The 19,176-nt window shown below is 68.6% G+C and carries 16 protein-coding genes; 5 read left to right on the top strand and 11 right to left on the bottom strand.

Features of this window, described 5'->3' with window-relative positions:
• Nucleotides 1-309: 309 nt before the first annotated feature.
• Nucleotides 310-1,599 (bottom strand): tyrosine--tRNA ligase, encoded by a 1,290-nt coding sequence (gene tyrS / locus AC5WS7_RS34630; RefSeq protein WP_495958854.1) that lies wholly within the window; start codon nucleotides 1,597-1,599, stop codon nucleotides 310-312.
• Between the two features lie 148 nt (nucleotides 1,600-1,747).
• On the opposite strand from tyrS, the gene AC5WS7_RS34635 reads away from it, so the two are divergent.
• Complete coding sequence (locus AC5WS7_RS34635; RefSeq protein ID WP_495958855.1) at nucleotides 1,748-2,734, top strand: AraC family transcriptional regulator; 987 nt, start codon at nucleotides 1,748-1,750, stop codon at nucleotides 2,732-2,734.
• Nucleotides 2,735-3,253: 519 nt separating this feature from the next.
• Here AC5WS7_RS34635 and AC5WS7_RS34640 read toward each other — a convergent pair.
• Together AC5WS7_RS34640 and AC5WS7_RS34645 are read right to left on the bottom strand one after the other, a co-directional pair.
• Nucleotides 3,254-3,643 (bottom strand): DoxX family protein, encoded by a 390-nt coding sequence (locus AC5WS7_RS34640; RefSeq protein WP_495958856.1) that lies wholly within the window; start codon nucleotides 3,641-3,643, stop codon nucleotides 3,254-3,256.
• A 93-nt stretch (nucleotides 3,644-3,736) separates the two neighbouring features.
• Nucleotides 3,737-4,408: a FadR/GntR family transcriptional regulator gene (locus tag AC5WS7_RS34645; protein WP_495959020.1), complete on the bottom strand. Its 672-nt coding sequence runs from the start codon at nucleotides 4,406-4,408 to the stop codon at nucleotides 3,737-3,739.
• Between the two features lie 207 nt (nucleotides 4,409-4,615).
• Here AC5WS7_RS34645 and AC5WS7_RS34650 point away from each other — a divergent pair, with 207 nt between their 5' ends.
• Nucleotides 4,616-6,319 carry a 2-isopropylmalate synthase gene (locus AC5WS7_RS34650; RefSeq protein WP_495958857.1) on the top strand — a complete coding sequence of 568 codons (1,704 nt, stop codon included), beginning with the start codon at nucleotides 4,616-4,618 and terminating at the stop codon, nucleotides 6,317-6,319.
• 25 nt (nucleotides 6,320-6,344) lie between these two features.
• Here the strand turns inward: AC5WS7_RS34650 and AC5WS7_RS34655 are convergent, their stop codons facing one another.
• The 6 genes from AC5WS7_RS34655 to AC5WS7_RS34680 all read right to left on the bottom strand — a co-directional run bounded on the left by AC5WS7_RS34655 (nucleotide 6,345) and on the right by AC5WS7_RS34680 (nucleotide 13,246).
• Nucleotides 6,345-6,965, bottom strand: coding sequence for a DNA-3-methyladenine glycosylase (locus AC5WS7_RS34655; protein ID WP_495958858.1), 621 nt, complete (start codon nucleotides 6,963-6,965; stop codon nucleotides 6,345-6,347).
• Nucleotides 6,966-7,197: 232 nt separating this feature from the next.
• Nucleotides 7,198-7,527: a DUF3761 domain-containing protein gene (locus AC5WS7_RS34660; RefSeq protein WP_495958859.1), complete on the bottom strand. Its 330-nt coding sequence runs from the start codon at nucleotides 7,525-7,527 to the stop codon at nucleotides 7,198-7,200.
• 160 nt (nucleotides 7,528-7,687) lie between these two features.
• Entirely contained in the window at nucleotides 7,688-8,584 is an 897-nt protein-coding gene (locus AC5WS7_RS34665; protein WP_495959021.1) for an RNA polymerase sigma-70 factor, read from the bottom strand.
• A gap of 56 nt (nucleotides 8,585-8,640) precedes the next feature.
• Entirely contained in the window at nucleotides 8,641-9,822 is a 1,182-nt protein-coding gene (locus AC5WS7_RS34670; protein WP_495958860.1) for an NAD(P)/FAD-dependent oxidoreductase, read from the bottom strand.
• Nucleotides 9,823-9,974: 152 nt separating this feature from the next.
• The gene (locus tag AC5WS7_RS34675; RefSeq protein WP_495958861.1) at nucleotides 9,975-11,909 is read right to left on the bottom strand and encodes an alkyl/aryl-sulfatase; all 1,935 of its coding nucleotides are present in this window, start codon (nucleotides 11,907-11,909) and stop codon (nucleotides 9,975-9,977) included.
• A 134-nt stretch (nucleotides 11,910-12,043) separates the two neighbouring features.
• On the bottom strand, nucleotides 12,044-13,246 hold the full coding sequence (locus tag AC5WS7_RS34680) for a low temperature requirement protein A (protein WP_495958862.1): 1,203 nt from the start codon (nucleotides 13,244-13,246) through the stop codon (nucleotides 12,044-12,046).
• Between the two features lie 120 nt (nucleotides 13,247-13,366).
• Between AC5WS7_RS34680 and AC5WS7_RS34685 the strand changes: the two genes are divergently transcribed.
• The 3 genes from AC5WS7_RS34685 to AC5WS7_RS34695 are packed head-to-tail and all read left to right on the top strand — an operon-like array spanning nucleotide 13,367 to nucleotide 15,485.
• Nucleotides 13,367-14,098: an ABC transporter ATP-binding protein gene (locus AC5WS7_RS34685; RefSeq protein WP_495958863.1), complete on the top strand. Its 732-nt coding sequence runs from the start codon at nucleotides 13,367-13,369 to the stop codon at nucleotides 14,096-14,098.
• Nucleotides 14,095-14,856: an ABC transporter permease gene (locus AC5WS7_RS34690; protein ID WP_495958864.1), complete on the top strand. Its 762-nt coding sequence runs from the start codon at nucleotides 14,095-14,097 to the stop codon at nucleotides 14,854-14,856. Before AC5WS7_RS34685 ends, AC5WS7_RS34690 begins: the two co-directional genes overlap by 4 nt.
• Nucleotides 14,853-15,485 carry a TetR/AcrR family transcriptional regulator gene (locus AC5WS7_RS34695; protein ID WP_495958865.1) on the top strand — a complete coding sequence of 211 codons (633 nt, stop codon included), beginning with the start codon at nucleotides 14,853-14,855 and terminating at the stop codon, nucleotides 15,483-15,485. Before AC5WS7_RS34690 ends, AC5WS7_RS34695 begins: the two co-directional genes overlap by 4 nt.
• Nucleotides 15,486-15,499: 14 nt before the next feature.
• On the opposite strand, the gene AC5WS7_RS34700 is transcribed toward AC5WS7_RS34695, so the two are convergent.
• Both AC5WS7_RS34700 and AC5WS7_RS34705 read right to left on the bottom strand, forming a co-directional pair.
• Nucleotides 15,500-15,721, bottom strand: coding sequence for a Trm112 family protein (locus AC5WS7_RS34700; protein WP_495958866.1), 222 nt, complete (start codon nucleotides 15,719-15,721; stop codon nucleotides 15,500-15,502).
• Between the two features lie 105 nt (nucleotides 15,722-15,826).
• Nucleotides 15,827-18,784 (bottom strand): AMP-binding protein, encoded by a 2,958-nt coding sequence (locus AC5WS7_RS34705; RefSeq protein WP_495958867.1) that lies wholly within the window; start codon nucleotides 18,782-18,784, stop codon nucleotides 15,827-15,829.
• Between the last annotated feature and the right edge of the window lie 392 nt (nucleotides 18,785-19,176).

Raw genomic sequence — 19,176 nt, forward strand, 5'->3', positions numbered from 1 at the left:
TGAAGATCCGGCCGATTTACTCGACCTTCTCTGGAGGCAGGTTTTCCAGCCTAACCACTCGACACCCCAGAGTCAAGCTCCGGCACGAGATCGGTTGCGCATGGCGTCAGGCGCTCCTCGTCCTACCTCGTTTCCCTGGCCTCTGGGGCCCGGGTCGGAGTCCGTGTCGCTCTGACTCGCAATAAGTTACGTGGCGGGTAACAGAACGTCAAATCCCCAAGACAGCAACCGTTTACGCAGGTCAGGACGCCTGAGAAAACGCCCCGGACGACCCGAGTCACACGATTGTGACTCAGGTCATGCCGACGGTCAACGGGCGGCCCGGCGAACTCCGGCGAAATTCTTCTTGCCGCGACGCAGCACCAACCACTGTCCATGCAGGTAGTCGGACTCGGCGGGGGACCACTCCGGATCGCTGATCCGGGTGTTGTTCACCGAGACCCCGTTGTCGTTGACCGCCCGGCGCGCGGCCCCACGACTCTCGGACAGACCCGAATCCACGAGCAGATCGACGATCGTGGCCCCGTCCGCGGCAGCGGCGACGGGATTCTCCCCGGCGGCCTCGGTCAGTGCCGCCGACAGCGTCGAGGAATCCAAATCGCTCAGCTCACCGCGACCGAACAGGGCTTGGCTGGCGAGCTGGACCGCGGCGGTGTTCGCCGCCCCGTGCACCAGGGTGGTCATCGCCGCGGCCAGGCGTCGCTGTGCCTCGCGGGCGTGCGGACGCTCCTGTGTGGCGAGTTCCAGTGCGGCCAGTTCCTCGCGATCGAGGAAGGTGAACCAGCGCAGGTACCGGATGACGTCGGCGTCGCCGGTGTTCACGAAGTACTGGTACCAGGCGTACGGGCTGGTCATCTCGGGATCGAGCCACAGACTGCCGCCGCCGGTGGACTTGCCGAACTTCTTGCCGTCCGCGGAGGTCACCAGCGGTGTGGTCATCGCGTGCACCTGAGCGCCGTCGACGCGCCGGTTCAGCTCCACCCCCGCGATGATGTTGCCCCACTGATCCGACCCGCCGACCTGCAGCGTGCACCCGTAGTTCCGGCGCAACTGCAGAAAGTCGTTGGCCTGCAACAACATATAGCTGAATTCGGTGTACGACATGCCGTCGCCGTCGAGGCGGCGCTTGACCGTCTCGCGGGCGAGCATGACGTTGACCGAGAAGTGCTTGCCGACATCGCGCAGGAAGTCCACGGCCGACAGCGGCCCGGTCCACTCCATGTTGTTCGCGACGACCGCACCGGTCGGCGAGTCGTCCAGGTCGACGAAACGCTCGAGCTGACCGCGAATCCGATCCGCCCATTCGGCGACGGTGTCGGTCGAGTTCATCACCCGCTCGCCGACATCGCGTGGATCGCCGATCAGGCCGGTCGCGCCGCCGGCCAGGACGACCGGCCGATTTCCGGCGCGCTGGAAACGCGCGAGCGTCAGCAAGGGAACCAGATGGCCCGCGTGCAGACTGGCCGCGGTCGGGTCGAAGCCCGCATAGAGAGTGATCGGCCCCTTCGCGATCTCGGCCCGCAGGGCATCCAGATCGGTGGACTGTGCGATCAGTCCACGCCAGGTCAGTTCATCGATGATGTCGCCGCTTCCGCTCACGTCATCCCATCTTTCCGCACGTCCACGGCTCGCCCGCAGACAGGTCGCCACCGAGTGTGCGCCGGGACCGGCCTCCGGTCGAACGAAAAAACGGCGAACGGCGCGGCAGCGGGTTGATCGCCACCGCTCGGTCGGCGATTGTCGGAGGATGGACGCCCTTGCCGATCTGCTCGATGGTCCGCGCGCACGCGGCGCCTTCGTCATGCGTTCGCTGCTCGACCCGCCGTGGTCGCTGCGGATCGCCGATCACGCCCCGCTCACGGTGGTCGTGGTGACGCGCGGTTCGGCGTGGATCATTCCGGACGACACCGAACCCACCCGGCTCGGGTCCGGGGCGGTGGCGATTCTGCGCGGACCCGACGCCTATACCGTCGCCGACGATCCGGGAACGCCGCCGCAGGCGATCGTGCACCCCGGGCAGACGACGACCACTCCCGACGGCGAATTGCTCTGCGAGACATGGGATCTGGGCGTCCGTAGTTGGGGCACGAATCCCGGCGGCGAGACCGCGCTGCTGACCGGAACGTACGAGGTCGCCGGGACCGTCAGCGAGCGGCTGCTGCGCGCCCTGCCGCCGCTGGCCGTGCTCGACGGCGACGAGGTCGACGCGCGTCTGCTCGGTCTGCTCGTGGACGAGTCCGGCCGTGACGCACCCGGACAGGCGGCGCTGCTCGACCGGCTACTGGATCTGCTCACGATCGCCGCACTGCGCGCCTGGTTCGCGCGGGAACAGGCGCCGCGTTGGTATCACGCCTATGCCGACCCCATGGTCGGGCAGGCGCTGCGGCTACTCGAGCACAATCCCGCGACCGATTGGACGGTCGCCGATCTGGCCGCCGCCGTGGGCGTCTCACGCGCTGCGCTCGCGCGCAGGTTCACCGATCTGGTCGGCGAACCGCCCATCGCCTACCTCACCGAATGGCGGCTCGCCCGCGCCGCGGACCTGCTGCGCGGCACCGACGCCACCGTGGAATCCATTGCCCGCCAAGTCGGTTACGGCACAGCGTTCAGCCTCGGCGCGGCCTTCAAACGTCGCTACGGGACCAGTCCGGGCGCACACCGGCGAGGCGCGATCCCGATTCGCGGCGACGACCGGTCGGCGCTGGATGCTCTCGGCGCCGACACCGTCGGGTGACACGCCGCGCGCCGACCAGTGCATTCCGAACATCTCGCGCGTGATCTCTTCGCCACCGGCCCTCGAGTAGTCACGCCGGCAGCCTGCTCACCAGGGTCGAGCGTGCTGTGACCTCGGATACGGGGCGATCTCGGCAGGGCGGCACCGACCCGTGCGTCTGCGGTACGACACCGACGAATGGCCCCGACCGGCAGTCGGTGTACCGCTGACCCGTGATGAACAGTGACACGGCGCACGTGAGGGTCGCGGAGTTCGCCGTCCCGGGAAGCCGTGACGGGCCGACAGAGACAACCCTGCTCACAGCCGAGTCCGCACTGTCGACCTGGTCGCGCCGATGACGCCATCCACGTCGGCCTCCCCGCTACCGGAGCCGAATCGCCGGCGCTCGGACCGCGTGCCGATGTCATCGTTCCGCGGCAAGTCGGCGACCGATGAACGACGGGCTCGCCGGACGAGCGGGGGACGCACACGGAACCCGCCGCCGACTCGGCGAGTCGGCGGCGGGTTCGGCGATGGGGATCAGCGGCGCTGGGTGGCGAGCCAGCCGAAGATCACGGCCAGCGCCAGAGGAAAGATCGCCGCGGTGGCCGGGGTGTGCATGAGGAATATCTGCGTGGCCGCGGCGCAGATCATGGTGATGGTCAGGCCGGCCGCCGCGGCGCGGGTCAGGCGCGGGACCATCAGGCCGATGCCGCCGGAGACTTCCACGACGCCGGTGAGGTAGCGGAACCAGTCGCCCCACCCGATCTGCTGGAACACGTGCACGGCCGTCGCCTCGCCCAGCAGTTTGGGCAGGCCGGAGGCGATGATGAAGAAGAGTCCGAGCACGATTCGCAGGGTCCACAGAATGCGGTTGCGGACCTTGCCGGAAGTCGGGGCGGTCGAGGCGGGATGGGCGATGGCGGTCATTGTGCTGTCCTTCGGGTTGCCGGGTCTGCTGTCGAGCGCGCTTGCTCGATAGGACGAGGCGGTCCCGGAAAATTCATCGGCGGCCGGAATGCTTCATGCGAAGGCGTCCTTCAGGGAGGTGAGGTGGACCCGGCTCGTGGTCGCGGCCGCAGCGGTGTCCCGCGAGCGGATGGCATCGAGCAGGAATTCGTGCGCGTGATGGTCGGCCCCCTCGTCTTGCAACGGACGGATGCGCAACATATCGATCATCGCGTGCCGCGAGCGCGGAACGAACGCGTCGAACATCCCGGTGAGCACGTCGTTGTGGGCGGCCAGTACGACGGCGCGATGGAAGGCGGTATCGGCATCGACCAGATCCTGCACCGAATCGTGCCGCTCGGCCCGCGCGGCCAGCGCCCGCCACATGGCACGCAGATCGGCGGGAGTTCGGCGCTGCGCGGCCAACGCCGCCCCCTCGGCCTCGATGGCGATGCGCGCCTCGATCACGGTGACGATGTCGGTCCGGCGCAGGACCGTGTCCCAATCCTCGGTGACATCCAGCGCCGTGACGAAAACGCCTGCGCCCTGGCGGCTTTCGAGCACGCCTTTACCCGCGAGCTCCCGGATCGCCTCCCGCAGGGTCGAACGCCCCACGCCCAGTTGGGCGGCGAGGGTCGTCTCGCCCGGAAGTTTGTGGCCGAGTCGCCACTCGCCGGCACGGATCCGGCCCAGGAGTAATTCCGCCGCCTGGGCGGCCAGCGGATGCCGCTGCACGTGCACCAAGATCCGTCCACCTCTCTACTTGTCTGAGGAGTTATTTCTGTCTAGTGTATGCCACATGGGATACCGGGACATGCTTGCGCTCCTTCGCCGCGGCGGGGTCTGATCGACCGGCACCCTGCCCGCGGGTTGCAGGGCTGCGCCGGTCACCCCTCCGACGCGAAAGCTTTCGAACCCATGTCATCCCACTGGAATCGCCAGTGCTCATCCGTCATGCCCTCGCACCGCTATCGCAATGTGTACGAACGGGTTTCGGTACCGCTCACCGATCGCCGGTGGCCGTCCGCGCGGATCACCGAGGCCCCGCTGTGGGTGCCGGTCGACCTGCGCGACGGCAATCAGGCCCTCGCCGAGCCGATGGATCCCCAGCGCAAACGCGCACTCTTCGAACTCATGGTCGCGATGGGCTACAAGGAGATCGAGGTCGGCTATCCGAGTGCCTCGCAGACCGACTTCGATTTCGTGCGCCTGATCCGCGACGACCCGGACCTCGCGCCCGAGGACGTCACCATCGTCGTATTCACCCCGGCCCGGCGCGATCTCATCGAACGAACCGTCGAGTCGGTCGAGGGCATCGCCAACGATGTGGTGATCCACATGTACACCGCCACCGCGCCGATCTGGCGCGAACAGGTGCTCAGCCGCAGTCGCGCCGAGGTTGCCGAACTGATCACCGCGGGCGGGCGGGACATTCTGGAGCTGGCCGGGGACCGGGCGAACGTCCGATTCGAGTTCTCACCCGAGGTTTTCATCCTCACCGAGCCGGATTTCGCTCTCCAGGTGTGCGATTCGATGACGATGCTGTGGGATGCCACGCCGCAACGCCCGGTGATCCTGAATCTGCCGGCGACCGTGGAGGTTGCCACGCCGAACGTGTACGCCGATCAGATCGAATACATGCACCGCAACCTGGCCCGGCGCGACGGGGTGATCCTGTCGGTGCATCCGCACAACGACCGCGGCACCGGCATCGCCTGCGCGGAATTGGCCGTGCTGGCCGGTGCGCAGCGGGTGGAGGGCTGCATCTTCGGCAACGGCGAGCGCACCGGTAATGTCGACATCGCAACGCTGGCACTGAATCTGCACGCGCAGGGCGTCGATCCGATGATCGACTTCTCCGATATCGACCGGATCCGGCGCACGGTGGAGTACTGCACCCGGATGCCCGTGCCCGAACGGCACCCCTACGTCGGCGATCTGGTGTACACCGCGTTCTCGGGAACCCATCAGGACGCCATCAAGAAAGGGCTGACGGCCCATCGCGAACGAGCCGCGCTGGCGGGCCGGCCCGAGCGCGAGATGCCCTGGGAGGTACCGTATCTGCCGATCGATCCGGCCGACGTCGGCCGCTCCTACGATGCGGTGATCCGGGTGAACTCGCAATCCGGCAAGGGCGGCGTCGCCTATCTGCTCGACACCGAATACGGCATCGCGCTGCCTCGCCGCCTCCAGATCGACTTCGCCCGGCACGTCCAGCGGCTCACCGACGAGACCGGGAACGAGGTGACCGCGACGATGCTGCACGAGTTGCTCACCTCCGTGTACTCACCCCGATCGGAACGAATTCGCTTGTCGGAGCGCGCTCTCGCGGACGGCACCGTGCGCTTGGCACTCGTGGTGGACGGCCGGGCCATCGAGCGCACCGCCGGAACGAACGATCCGGCGACGCTGTTGGCGGCGATGGCCACCAAGGCGGGCCTGCCGATCGAGGTGCTTTCCCTGACGCAGCAGACCGTCGATCGGGTCGAACCGAATCCGCACATCGCCTATCTCGAGTACCGGTCCGAGGCAAACGTCCAGTGGGCCATCGGAATCGGCGATTCCCGCACCGACGCCGCCTGCGCAGCGGTACTCGCGGCGGCCGAGCGGATCTCGGCGAGCCGGGCCCGTTCGGCCGACCGGGTACCGATCGCATAGGCACCGGCCGGATTTCGACCCGAACTCAGGCCGAGGTCTCCTGGGGTGCGCGGGGACTGCGACGGTAGGTGGATACGGCGGGCGAGTCGGTCAGCCAGAACCGCCACGGCCGGTCGGCCTCGAGGCGTACACCGACGCGGGGGCCGACGCCGACCTTTCTCGGCTCCACCGGCCGGGCGATCAGCTCCAGCCGGATGGGCGAGTCCGGGTCGAACAGCGCGGTGCCGTAGTCGTCCAGGGTGATCCCGAGGGCACTGCCGAAATTTCCCGGCCCTTTGGCCAGGTCGGCCTCGGTGCGAGCGGCGGGTCGCCGGGCGCGGGCGATCTCGTGCCCGGCGACCACCTCACCCGCGCGCAGCAGCACACCGCTGGCGGCGCCGTCGGGCCCGCAGGTCACATTCACGCAGGTGTGCATGCCGTAACTGAAGTAGACGTACAGCACCCCGGGCGGACCGAACATCACCGAACTGCGCGGGGTGCGCCCTCGCCCGGAATGTGCCGCCGGGTCCGGCCACGGCCCCGCCGGGTCGCCGCCGTACGCCTCCACCTCCACGATCCGCACGCCGACCTGCCCGGACCACAACGTCGAGCCGAGCAGTCGCCGGGCGGCCGACACCGGATGAACAGCAAGTTCCTTCGCACACACAACACCCGATTGTCCAGATCCTCGCCGCCGGCGAGGATGCGCCCCCGGACCGAACGCACCAGTTCGGGCAGCGCGATCCCGCCGCCAGGGGTGCCCCTCATAGCTAGGCCCGGAGCGAATCCGCTGGTAGAACCCGCCTGCGAACGACCTCGTCGTTCGCGTTGGCACATCGGGGGCGATCGGCCGGGCGGTTCACGCGGAACGCGCCCGGGCCCGGATCACGTTGTTCGCGTCACAGCCAGCGCGCGACGCCGCCGTGACCGGAGCAGGTGCCGCGACGATGCTGACTGAAGCTGTATTCGCCGTCGCGGCACTGTGCGGTCGCGCCCGTGGGTGCGCCGTTGGCGTCCGACTGGGGGCGGGGGACGCAGTTGCCACTGGAGTTCTGGTAGTCCTGGGCCGGGCAGGAGACGAAGGCGGGTGCTGCTGTGGCGACCGGCAGGCCGACCAGCGAGCCGCCGCCGATGACGACGGCGAATACCCAGGGCGTCAAGGCGATTCGGCGCGCGAGCGATCGGCGGGCTCCGGTACGACGCGTCCCGCGGCTCGATTCGGCGTTCATTCGTGTGCTCCCTATGACAATGCGATTCCCGACCCGCCTCCGGACGGAGGAGATCGAAATTAACCCGGCGCGCATCCGAATATCGGCCTCCCGCACGGATCGAGGACTTTGGTCCCTCGATCGACGACCGTGGCAACAGCTCGCGGAAACTGTTGCGCCGCTACGACTCCGCCCGTGCGTGCAGGCCGCGGAGCTTGTCCGGGTTCACCTGGAAACGCATGTTCAGCATGCGACCGTCGAGAAGGTCGTAGGTGAGCGCGCCCACCGGAACCTCGCCGGCCAGCACCAGCAGTCCGAGTTCACCGTTGATCACCGCCGGTGTCATCCGCATACCGGCGGACACCGGTTTGGCCATCACGCCGAGCAGCCAGCGCGCGACGTGGTCCGGCCCGTACAGCGGGCGACGCGCCGCGGTGATCTTGCCGCCGCCGTCGTTCCAGAGGGTGACCTCCGGGGCGAGCAACTCCATCAGCGCGTTGACGTCGCCACCGTGGGACGCGGCCAAGAACTTCTCGGTGATCTCCCGCCGGCCGGCGGCATCGCTGTCGCAGCGCGGACGCCGCGCCTGCACGTGCGCGCGGGCTCGATGCGCGATCTGCCGGACGGTCGCCTCGGGTCGTTCGATGAATCCGGCGATTTCGGCGTGGGAGAAACCGAACACCTCGCGCAGGACGAAGACCGCGCGTTCGACCGGGCTCAACGTCTCCAGCACGACCAGCATCGCGGTCGAGACATCGGCGGCCATCTCGGTCTCCTCGGCGGCGCTCGGTTCGGTGAGCAGTGGTTCGGGAAGCCAAGGGCCCACGTAGGTTTCACGGGTCGCGCGGGCGGAGGTGAGGCGATTGAGCGCCAGGTTGACCACCGTCCGCACGAGATACGCCCTGGGGTTGCGCACCGAGGAGCGGTCCGCGCCGTGCCAGCTGATCCAGGCATCCTGCAGAACGTCCTCGGTGTCGGTGACGGTGCCGAGCATCCGGTAGGCGGTGGCGAACAGCAGCCGCCGATGTTCGGCGAACGGATCGGCGGACTCGAGTTCCGCAGGTGTGTTGTCCCGCATGGGGATCATGCCTACCGGATCGCGTGCGGCCGACGCCGGACTTTCGGGCCGCGAGGTCATACCCGCTCCCGGGTGCGGCGACCACCGCGGGAGAACTGCACCGGCACCGTCATCCGTCGGCTGACACCGAACACCGGCCACGGGCTGGCGCTCACCGCCTCCTTGTAGCGAACCGCGGCTCGGCCGGTCAGATACCAGCGCTTGGGTGTGTCGTCGGCGTTGGTGAACTGGATGACCGCATCGCGGCGCCCCAGGCTCACCGGCTGATGGACGTACCCGAACCGGAACGGCCGGACCTTGCGGCCGCGCAGCCCGCGCGCGATGGCATCGGCGACGTACGCGGCGGTCGGCATCCCGCTCTGACAGGTACCGTGCAGCCGGCCGAACGGCTGCCGCACGGCGGCGGCATCGCCGACCGCATAGATCTCCGGATGCGACACCGAGCGCAACGTCGCGTCGGTGATCACCGAACCCGTTGCGTCCGTGTCTATTCCGGCCTCGGCGGCGAGCGGCGGCACGCGCACGCCCGCGGTCCACAGCGTCAGGTCTGAGCCGATCAGCTCACCGGTGCTCAACCGGATCGCATCCGGCAGCACCTTGTCCACCTGCACGCCGGTCCGGCGCACGATGCCGAGACGATCGAAGGCGCGGTCGAGATGGGCGCGGGCTCCCGGACCCATCATCGAACCGGGTTCGGCGGCGGCGAGCAGCGTGACCGTCAGCGCCGGATGACTCTCGGCGATCTCGGTCGCGGCCTCGACTCCGGTGAGGCCGCCCCCGACCACCGTGACCGAGCCGCGGGCGCGGGCCAGTTCGGCGAGACGTGCCGAGAAATGGTGTGCCCGAACGGGATCGTTCAACGTCCAGGCATGATCGGCGACGCCCGGCACCCGTCCGGTGTCGGTGGCGCTGCCGAGGGCGTAGACCAGGGTGTCGTACCGCAGCCTCGCCCCGTCGGACAACGTGACCTGCCGGGCGGCGGGATCGATCCCGGTCGCGGTCGCCCGATGGAAACGCACCCCGCTCCCGTCGAGCAGTTCGGTGATGCGCCGATCGGCCAACTGCTGGCCGGCGGCGACCTGATGCATGCGAAGCCGTTCGACGAAGCGGTCCGACGGGTTGACCAGCGTGATCCGCACCTGCGCGCGGCGGGTCCGGTGAGCGAGCCGGACGGTGGCGAGCAGACCGGTGTAGCCGCCGCCCAGCACGACGATCTCGTGATTCGCAGTGGTGTTCATGATGCCCTCCGATGGGTCGCGATTCGCTGTCGTCCATGGGACAGATCAGCGCACCCACCCGTGACACCACCGATAGTGATGCACGTCACAGCTACTGGAACGGGGTGAACGCCCCGCGTGGCGGCCCCGGGGAACGCCGCGCGGGGCCTCGTTCACGGCGTGAGGATGGGGAACCAGAACGGAAACGTGTCGAACAGTTCGAACAGATCGGACAGCGCGGCGGCATCCCCGTCGACCCGCACCCCGCCGGAGGCGATCTCCCGATCCAGCGTCGTCGTGCCGAGGATGATCTTCTGGAACGCCTCGCGATCCCAGTACACCCCGGCGTCCGGATCGGGCAGGGTCTTCTCGGCCGTGTAGACCAGGGCGCCGTTGCTGAGCCGGACCGCGAACTGTTTCTCGACGCCGTCGAAATCGGCGAACGTCCAGTTGAACGCGGCGGTGCGCAACCAGGCGGCGGGGCCGTCGAGACGGATGCCCAGATAGTCCAGCAGCATGTCCAGCGACATCGCCGCGAGCACATCGGGCCCGGCCAGTTGCACCGAGCCGAGATCGTGTACGCCTTCCCGCAATTCCTTTGCGCCCATGAGGTATTCGTTGCGCCAGGTGCCGTTCTCGGCCTGGTAGCCGAGCTGTTCGAGCGCATCGGCCTGCAGGTCGCGGGCGGTGGTGTTACGCGGGTCGGCGAACACCACATGGGTGAGAACCTCTGCCACCCAACGGTATTCACCCTCCTCGTAAGCGGTGCGGGCACGGGCCACGATCGCGTCGGCACCACCCATGTACTCGACGTACTTCGGGGCGGACGTCTCGGGCGGGAGTGGGTCCAGATGCGCCGGGTGACTGTCGTACCAGCCCAGATACCGCTGGTAGACGGCCTTGGCGTTGTGCTTGGCCGAACCGTAGTACCCGCGGCAGTGCCATTGCCCGGCCAGGCCCGGCGGCAGTTCGATGCGCTCGGCGATCTCGGACATGGTGTAGCCCTGGTTGGCCAGTCGCAGCGACTGGTCGTGCAGATATTTGTACAGGTCGCGCTGCTGTTCGAGGAATCGCACGACGTCGGCGTTGCCCCAGCGCGGCCACTGGTGCTGCGCGATCACCACATCGGTGTCCGCGCCGAACATCTCGATCGTCTCGTCGAGCACCTTCCACCAGGTCGCCGCGTCGCGGACCTGTGCGCCGCGCAGGGTGTAGAGATTGTGCATCGTGTGGGTGGCGTCCTCGGCCGCGCACATCAACCTTTTCGCCGGGAAGTGGATGAGGAACTCCGCGGGCGCCTCGGTGCCGGGGGCCATCTGGAACACCATCTCGACGCCGTCGACGACGCGGCTGTCGCCGGTGGTGGACACGGTGTCGGTCGGGGCGATCAGCGAGGAGGTTCCGCCGTGCGGCAGCCCGTTGGCGAGCCCGGCGTTCACCTGGCCCTGCGGGCCGCGGGCCAGGACCGAGCCGTACATGTAGATGCTTCGGCGGGCCATCGCGTTACCGGCGTAGACGTTCTCGGCGACCGCCTCCTTCAGGAAGCCCGCGGGCGCGATCACCTGCGTCAGCCCGGCCCGCACGTCGGCCTCGTCGATGACGGCCCGGACGCCGCCGTAGTGGTCGGCATGGCTGTGCGTGTAGATCACGGCCCGGACCGGCCGCGTCGGACGATGCCGGAAGTACAGATCCAGTCCGGCCTTCGCGGTTTCCATGTACGTCAGCGGGTCGATCACGATGATGCCGGTGTCGCCTTCGATGATCGTCATATTGGACACGTCCAACCCGCGCACCTGATACACCCCCGCCATGACCTGGAACAGGCCGTGCGGCTTGTTGACCAGGGCATGTCGCCACAGACTCGGGTTCACCGTCGACGGCGCGGCCGCGTCGGTGACGAATCCGTAGCCGTTCAGATCGAACAGCGTGCCGCCGTCGCGGCGTTGGATTGTCGGCGGATCGAGTGTGCCGACGAATCCGCGCGACGAGTCGTCGATATCGCGCCGATCGTCGAACGGCAGCCCGGCGATGAAATCGAGTTGCGCGGCGCGGGTCGCGTCGGTGGCTCGTTCGACAGCGAGCGCGGGATCGGGGCGCACCTTGGTCATGATGGGACTACCTTTCTGCCGCAGAAGGTTTCGACCGAACAGATCACCGCTCGGTAACCGAACCGCCCATCAGGCAGGAGCATCCCTCGCGTGCGAGCGTAACCAACCGCCGCCGTGCGGGGAAGCCCGTCGAGTCACGGCCGCCGGCGCATCACGCGCAGCACCGCACCGGCCGGGGTGAGGTACGCGCTGGTCGCGCCGCTGCGCAGGCTGAGGTAGTCGTCGGTGATCACGAATCCGAACGCGACCACCAGCAGTACCGCCAGCTGGCCCCACGCCACCCAGAGGACCCCGAGCGGCGCGGTCGCGAGCGTCACGGGCGCGGCGATCAGCCGGCTCCACGGCCACGGCAGGCCGAGCACCAGACGGAAACAGAACTGGCCGAGGAAATACAGGGCCACGCCTCCGGACAGCGCCACCGCCGCCGCCCAGGACACCGCCCGGTCACCGTGCACGATGCACAGCCGGATGCCCGCCGCGGCCACGATGATGCCGATCAACAGCGGGAACAGCGAGTAGCCGTAGGCCAGCAGCGCGTACCGGGCCCGCCGCGGTCCCGGAACCGCGCCCAACGCCGCCTCGCCCCGCTCGTCGTCCAGGCCGAAGTACGCCCACCACAGCACATAGGCCAGCGCCAGTCCGAGCGCGACGGTGAGGATCAGGCCGACGGTGATCTCCTCGCCGGCCAGCGCCGCGCCGATCGCGACAACCGATTCACCGATCGCGATGATGACCACCAGCCCGTGCCGTTCGGCGAAGTGCGCCGAACGGACGACGAATCCCCCGGTGTCGGTCAGATACGGCGTCACGATCTGCCCGGCCAGCGCCGCGCACCACAGTAGGTATCGCGGCCAGCCGTGCACGAGACCGCCCGCCAGCACCAGGCCGGCCGAGACGAGATTCAGCGGTGCCAGATGGATGACCGCGCGCGTCACGGTACTGCCCCCGTTGGCGTAGAACAGCGCGGTATGCACCGAGTTGACCAGGAAGTACGCGGCGCCGAAGGCCACGCCGGAACCGCCGAAGGCGGACGGAATCGCAAGCGCCACAACGAAGAAGCCGAACATTCCGACCAGCAGCCAGGTGCGTCGCACGGTACTGGTCGGCGCGACCTCGTTGGTCAGGAAGACGTATCCGCTGTACATCCACCAGATCACGCCGAACATCAGCGTGACCCGGCCCAGCGCGGGCCAGCCCGGATTCTCACCGAACGCGTGGGTCAGCTGGGTGATCGTGAAGACGAAGACGAGGTCGAAGAACAACTCCAGAGTCGAGGCGCGCAGCTGACCGCCCTGCATCCCGTCCTCGGCCGTCGCGTCGGGTATTTCGCTGGTCACGCCCCGAGAGTAAAGGCGACACGCCCGACCGCGGCGGTACGGGGTTGCGCCACGAGCCGGAGGAGCGCAGAATTCAACACATAATGAATTCAACACTCGGTGAAATTTAAGGGGTCGACCATGACGGCATCCGATCCGTCCCCCGCGATAGAGGTGGAGCACCTGCGGGTGCGTCGCGGCGAACGCGAAGTGCTGCACGATATTTCGCTGACCGTGCCGCGCGGTTGCATCACCGGCCTGCTGGGTCCGTCCGGCTGCGGGAAGACCACGCTCATGCGCAGCATCGTCGGCACTCAGCTGGTAGCGGCGGGCAGCGTGCGCGTCCTGGGTGCGGCGGCCGGAACGCCCGGGCTGCGGTCACGAGTGGGATATGTGACGCAGGCGCCCAGCATCTACGACGATCTCACCGTCCTGGACAACGTCGGCTACTTCGCCGCGCTGTACGGTCGGTCCCGCGACGACGTCGCCGCGGCCATCACCGCGGTCGGACTCGGTGAACACACCCGGCACCGCGGCAATCAGCTCTCCGGCGGCCAGCGCACCCGCGCCTCGCTGGCCTGCGCGCTGGTCGCCGATCCGGAGCTGCTGGTGCTGGACGAGCCGACCGTCGGCCTGGATCCGGTGCTGCGCGTGGACCTGTGGCAGCAGTTCCACGCCCTCGCCGAACAGGGCCGCACGCTGGTGGTCTCCAGTCATGTGATGGACGAGGCCGAACACTGCGATCGGCTGCTGCTGATGCGCGACGGGCACCTGCTGGCTCAGCTCAGCCCCGACGAACTGCGTGCCGAAACCGGCGAAACCAGCTTGGAGAGCGCATTTCTCGCGCTGATCAGAATGGGAGACCCATCATGACAACGCCTTTGAGCTGTTACACCGCCACGACCGGGCGAATCCTGCGGCAGCTGAGGGCAGATCGGCGCACGGTGGCCATGCTGGTGCTGGTGCCGACGCTGCTGCTGGCGCTGCTGTATTTCGTGTACCACGACATGCCCTCGATGCCGGGCGTGCCCACCCTGTTCGACCGGGTCGGCATCAGCATGCTCGGTATCCTGCCGTTCATCGTGATGTTCCTGATCACCGCGATCGCCATGCAGCGCGAAAGAACCTCCGGCACACTGGAACGCCTGATGACCACTCCCTTGTCGAAGCTGGATCTACTGGCCGGATACGGCTCAGCCTTCTCCTTGGCGGCCACGGTGCAGGCGGCGCTCGCCTGTCTGGTGGCGTTCTGGCTGCTGGGCATGCATTCGGCGGGCAGTGTCTGGCTGGTCCTGTTGATCGCGGTGCTCGACGCGGTGCTTGGCGTGGCACTCGGGCTGCTGGCAAGTGCGTTCGCGCGCACCGAGTTTCAGGCCGTGCAGTTCATGCCGCTCATCGTCGGACCGCAGTTCTTCCTGTGCGGATTGCTGGTGCCGCGCGGCCAGCTGCCGCGCTGGCTCGAGCTGATCAGCGATGTGCTGCCGCTCAGCTATGCGGTCGACGCTCTGCAACAGGTGTCGCGGTACACCGGGGTGACCGGGCAGATGTGGCGCGATCTGGCCGTCGTGGCCGTATTCGCCGTTGTCGCACTGGCTTTGGGGGCTGCGACACTACGCAGGCGCACGGCGTGAGCGAACCGGACGAGACCACCGCACCGGGCCGCAGCGGGCGGCGTCCGGGGCAGTCCGGAACTCGCGAGGCCATCCTCGATGCCGCCCGCAAGCGGTTCGCGGAGGTCGGATTCGACAAGGCTTCGATCCGTTCCATCGCCGGTACCGCGGGCGTGGATCCCGCGTTGGTGCATCACTATTTCGGCACCAAACAGCAATTGCTCACGGCCGTGGTGAATTTGCCGGTCGATGCGGACGTCATCCGGGCGCACATCGCGGCCGCGCCGGTCGACGCACTCGGGGAGACGATCGTGCGTACCGTGGTCGGGGTCTGGGACTCCCCCATCGGCGCCTCCGCGGTCGCCGCGTTCCGCGCCATCCTCGGTGGCGGTGACGCGGCGCTGGTTCGCAGCTTCGTACTCGAGGTCATTCTGCGCGACGTTCGCGACCGGGTGGATTCGCCACCCGGCTCCGGGTACACGCGGGTGGCGCTGGCGGTGGCGCAGATGGGCGGGATACTCATGGCCCGCAAGATCGTCGGTATCGAGCCGATCGTCGCGATGAGCGCCGACGAACTCGCACGCCTGGTCGGACCGTCGCTGCAGCGCTATCTCACCGGCGATCTGGAGCTGCCGCTCGCCGGCGCCTGAGTTCCGGCGGCCGTTCAGCCCTGGGCGGTGAACGCCTCGTGCTCGGCGTCGCCGACCTCGCGGGCCTCGTCCGCCAGCAACACCGGAATTCCGTCATCGATCGGGTAGGCCCGGCGCAGCCGCGGGTTGTAGAGCACGCTGGCACCGTCCTCGGTGCGGACCAGCAACAGCGGTCCCTTGTCCTGCGGGCAGGCCAGCAGGCTCAGCAGAGTGGGGTCCAAGGTTTCCTCCGGCATGACCGACAACCTACCGGGCAGCCCACGGCCCGCGATGACGGCATCGGCAGCCGGGCCGAGGATGACGACCTCATTCCGGTCGGTGGTGCTCCCGCGGCTCGCCGGTCAGGCGGTGAGCGTGGCCAGGACGGCGTCGCTGAGCGGCTCGTAGTTTTCGCCGCCCGGGGCGCGGTACCAGACGGTGGGGCCGGACCGTAGTTCGAACGCCGCCTCGACCGCGCGGGTCGACGGACGGTAGGTCGAACTGCGGGGAATCTCGTCCACCAGATAGACCAGATCGGGGCGACGGGCCGGATCCAGCGAACGCAGCGCCTCGGTGACGTCCTTCGCGTCCAGGCGGTATCCCTCGCGCACACTCACCGCGGCCACTGCCAGCGTGCGCCCCGGTGCGGCGGTGTACCCGAACGCGACCTCCATATCCACGGCACTGATGTCGTTGAGCGCATCCACGATCGGCTGGGTGTAGACCGGGCCGCGTGCGGTCTGGATGACGGTGTCGCGGCGATCCATCAGCCAGTAGTCGCCGTCGCTGTCGCGGCGGAACAGGTTCTCCGTCGGCATCCAGGCATCGCCCGGCGCGAACACCCCGCGCAGGCCGCCCTGGGAGATGTCCACTGCCTCGGAGGCCTTGCCGATCAGCAGACCCACCTCGTTGTCCGCGGTGCGGCGCGCGAAACCCTGTGCGTCGGTGCGGATCCGGCCCGTCGCCGAATCGTAGGAAATCAGCTCGACCCGCGCGGTGCCCGGCACCGGGCGGCCCTTGCAACCGAGTTTGGTCCCGGCCACATTGGCCAGCACCACATCGCCCTCGATCGAGGCGTAGAACTCCAGAACCCTTGCGGGAGCAAATCTTTCGACTGTGCGCCGCCACAGACCGGCGGGCATGCCGGAGCCGATGAACAGCCGGATCGGATGCGGATGACCGCTCGGGAAGGTGTCCGCGTCGAGGATGTCGCGCAGCATCGTCCAGGTGTAGGTGACGACGGTGACTCCGTAGCGGTGCACCTCCTCGGTGAACCGGGCCGGATCCAGCGAACGAGCCAGCGCGACCCGGCTGCCGCCCGCCACCGCGCCGCCCAGGCTGACCAGCAGGCCTGACGAATGATGCATCGGCGCAAGGCAGTACACCGTATCGCGGCGGTCCAGATCCGCCGCGGTCGCGGTGCCGAACGCGGACAGCGCCCAGCGATGATTGGTGATGTACTTCAGATCCAGTTTCGCGCCGGTGCCGGTGACCAGGACGAAGGCCAGTTCGCGCGCCAATCCGGGGTCCGGGCGATACCAACCGGGCAGACTCACCGCGGCCGGGTCGATCTGCTCCAGGTCGATCACGTCCGCGTCCGGTGGCATCGACAGCGCGCGGGCGTCACCGCCGCCGAGCACCAGAACGCGCCCGGCCGCCGCGGCCGCATCGCGCAGGTTCTCCGGATCGGCGATGATCGTGTTCGCGCCGGTCAACTCCACCGCACGCGCGATCTCACTGCCGGGCGCGAGCAGTACCGCCACCGCGCCCAGCCGCGAGAGCGCGGCCACCGCCGCCAGCGCGCTCGGCCTGGTTTCCATCAGCACGCCGACCCGGCTAGCCGGGCGCACACCCGCCGAGATCAGCCCGCGCACCACGTTGTCGATCCGGGCGCCGACCGCCTCGTTGGTGTGCACGCGATCGTCGAAAAGGAACAGATCCCGCAGCGGCGCGCGACGCGCCTGCTCGGTCAGCAAGCGCCCCAAGGAGATTCGGGTGTGCGGCTGGATCATCCCCAGCCGGGTCAGTCGCGGCAGCGCGCGAGCGGCCTCACCGGTCAACTCCACCGAACCGCGCAACGTATTGTTCGCGATCGAACCCAGCGCACTGCCCAGTCCGGCGCCCGCCTCGGCCAGCGTGCCCGCCGCGTGCACCACCCGGGTCGCCGCCGAACGCTGCGGATTCGCCTCGACGTGGGCGGCCATCGGGGCGATCGCCTCGGAGCGCTCCCCCTCCCCGCCGAGCCAGCGCACCCAGTCCCGCACCAGCGGCCAGGTCCGGGCGGTGGCCGTACTTCCCGCGACCAGACCGAAATGTCCCGCCACCAGCGACGCCTCGTAGACCTCCGCGTTCGGCGCGGCGCGCACGATACCGCGCACCGCCGCCGGCTGGCCGATATCGTCCACCTCGCCGACGAAGGCGAGAATCGGGCATTCGATCTCGGCCAGCGAAACCGGGCGGTCGCGGATCACGAAGCCGCCCACCATCATCCGGTTGTGCGCGACGAACTGTTTGAGCAGGTCCGCCGCGGCGGGTCCGGAATAGCCCACCCAGCCGTCGTGTTCGAGGAACCGGCGCTGACGTTCCTTGGGCAGCAATGCCTCCCGGTCGTGCAGCTGGCGCAGGAAGTCCAGGCGGGATTTGGCGGTCTTCACCGGATCGAGCATCTGGAAACCCAGCCGGACCATCGAATCGGTGATCGGCAGCCTGGTCAGCACGTGATCGGCGACGAAATCCGCGACCTCGGACACCAGCCCCTGCGGCAGGCCGAAGGGCAGTCCGGCGACGATGTCCACCGGGCTGCCGAAGGTGACGATGCTGTCCACACCCTTGCCGTAGCGATAGGCCGCGGTCTGGTAGGCGAACATGCCGCCTTGGGAATACCCCATCAGGTGGACACCGCGTCCGGTCAGTTCGTTCACCGTATCGATGGCGCTGTTCAGCGCGACGACATGGTCGGCCAGATCGCGCTGCCAGCCGCCCTCCTCGGTGGCCGGAGAGCCGAAATCCAGGACCCAGCAGTCGATTCCGGCGCGACTGAGGATACCCACCGCGCCGCCCTCGGCGTTCACGTCGTAGATGTCGGCGCTGACCATCAGGGGCGGGACGAGCAGGGCGACCGGACGGCCCGTGTCGGCGGCGGGGACGTCATCGGGGAAGTAGTGGCGCAGCCGGTACATCCGCTTGCGCTCGGCGACCTCGTACGGCGAGGCCTCCACGTCGTGGGCCAGCCCGCCGAACCGGATCACCTCCAGCCCGTTCTGTGCGGTGGCCACCAGCCGCCGCACCGATCCGATGACCGATCGCCCTGTCAACTTCACGGTAGCTCCCAGCCCTCACCTCGTGCGTGGCGCCCCGTCACGGGCTCCTTGTCCGACGAAGTCGAGCTTAGCTCCGTCTTCGGACTCCGCCGCGATGCGGCGGGTGCCGCATTTTCCGGAATCCGGTTCGCTCCCGGTACACGGGACCGGGGAAGCCTTTCCCGCCGGGAATTCCTCGCTCGCCCCCGACGGGTGCCGACGACGAGATCGGTCGCGCCCCGGGGTCGGCGTCGTCCGGTTCGCGGAACCGGATGTTTTCGCCGAAGCCGACATGGGCTCGTCGATCGACGAACGTTCGCGGGGCAACTCGATCGCGGCCGGGCACGACTCCACGCCGGCGGGGCCGCGGAAGCCGGCAGCCCGCCCAGCGGGACGACGAGCGGGTGGCCGAC

The sequence above is a fragment of the Nocardia sp. PLKS1-43 genome (assembly GCF_059510335.1).

What these genes read in the sequence shown, in the direction of transcription:
- AC5WS7_RS34635 (WP_495958855.1), top strand. Translation starts at nt 1,748, where the DNA reads ATGGACGCCCTTGCCGATCTGCTCGATGGTCCGCGCGCACGCGGCGCC.
- AC5WS7_RS34640 (WP_495958856.1), bottom strand. Translation starts at nt 3,643, where the DNA reads ATGACCGCCATCGCCCATCCCGCCTCGACCGCCCCGACTTCCGGCAAG.
- AC5WS7_RS34650 (WP_495958857.1), top strand. Translation starts at nt 4,616, where the DNA reads ATGCCCTCGCACCGCTATCGCAATGTGTACGAACGGGTTTCGGTACCG.
- AC5WS7_RS34660 (WP_495958859.1), bottom strand. Translation starts at nt 7,527, where the DNA reads ATGAACGCCGAATCGAGCCGCGGGACGCGTCGTACCGGAGCCCGCCGA.
- AC5WS7_RS34665 (WP_495959021.1), bottom strand. Translation starts at nt 8,584, where the DNA reads ATGCGGGACAACACACCTGCGGAACTCGAGTCCGCCGATCCGTTCGCC.
- AC5WS7_RS34670 (WP_495958860.1), bottom strand. Translation starts at nt 9,822, where the DNA reads ATGAACACCACTGCGAATCACGAGATCGTCGTGCTGGGCGGCGGCTAC.
- AC5WS7_RS34675 (WP_495958861.1), bottom strand. Translation starts at nt 11,909, where the DNA reads ATGACCAAGGTGCGCCCCGATCCCGCGCTCGCTGTCGAACGAGCCACC.
- AC5WS7_RS34685 (WP_495958863.1), top strand. Translation starts at nt 13,367, where the DNA reads ATGACGGCATCCGATCCGTCCCCCGCGATAGAGGTGGAGCACCTGCGG.
- AC5WS7_RS34690 (WP_495958864.1), top strand. Translation starts at nt 14,095, where the DNA reads ATGACAACGCCTTTGAGCTGTTACACCGCCACGACCGGGCGAATCCTG.
- AC5WS7_RS34700 (WP_495958866.1), bottom strand. Translation starts at nt 15,721, where the DNA reads ATGCCGGAGGAAACCTTGGACCCCACTCTGCTGAGCCTGCTGGCCTGC.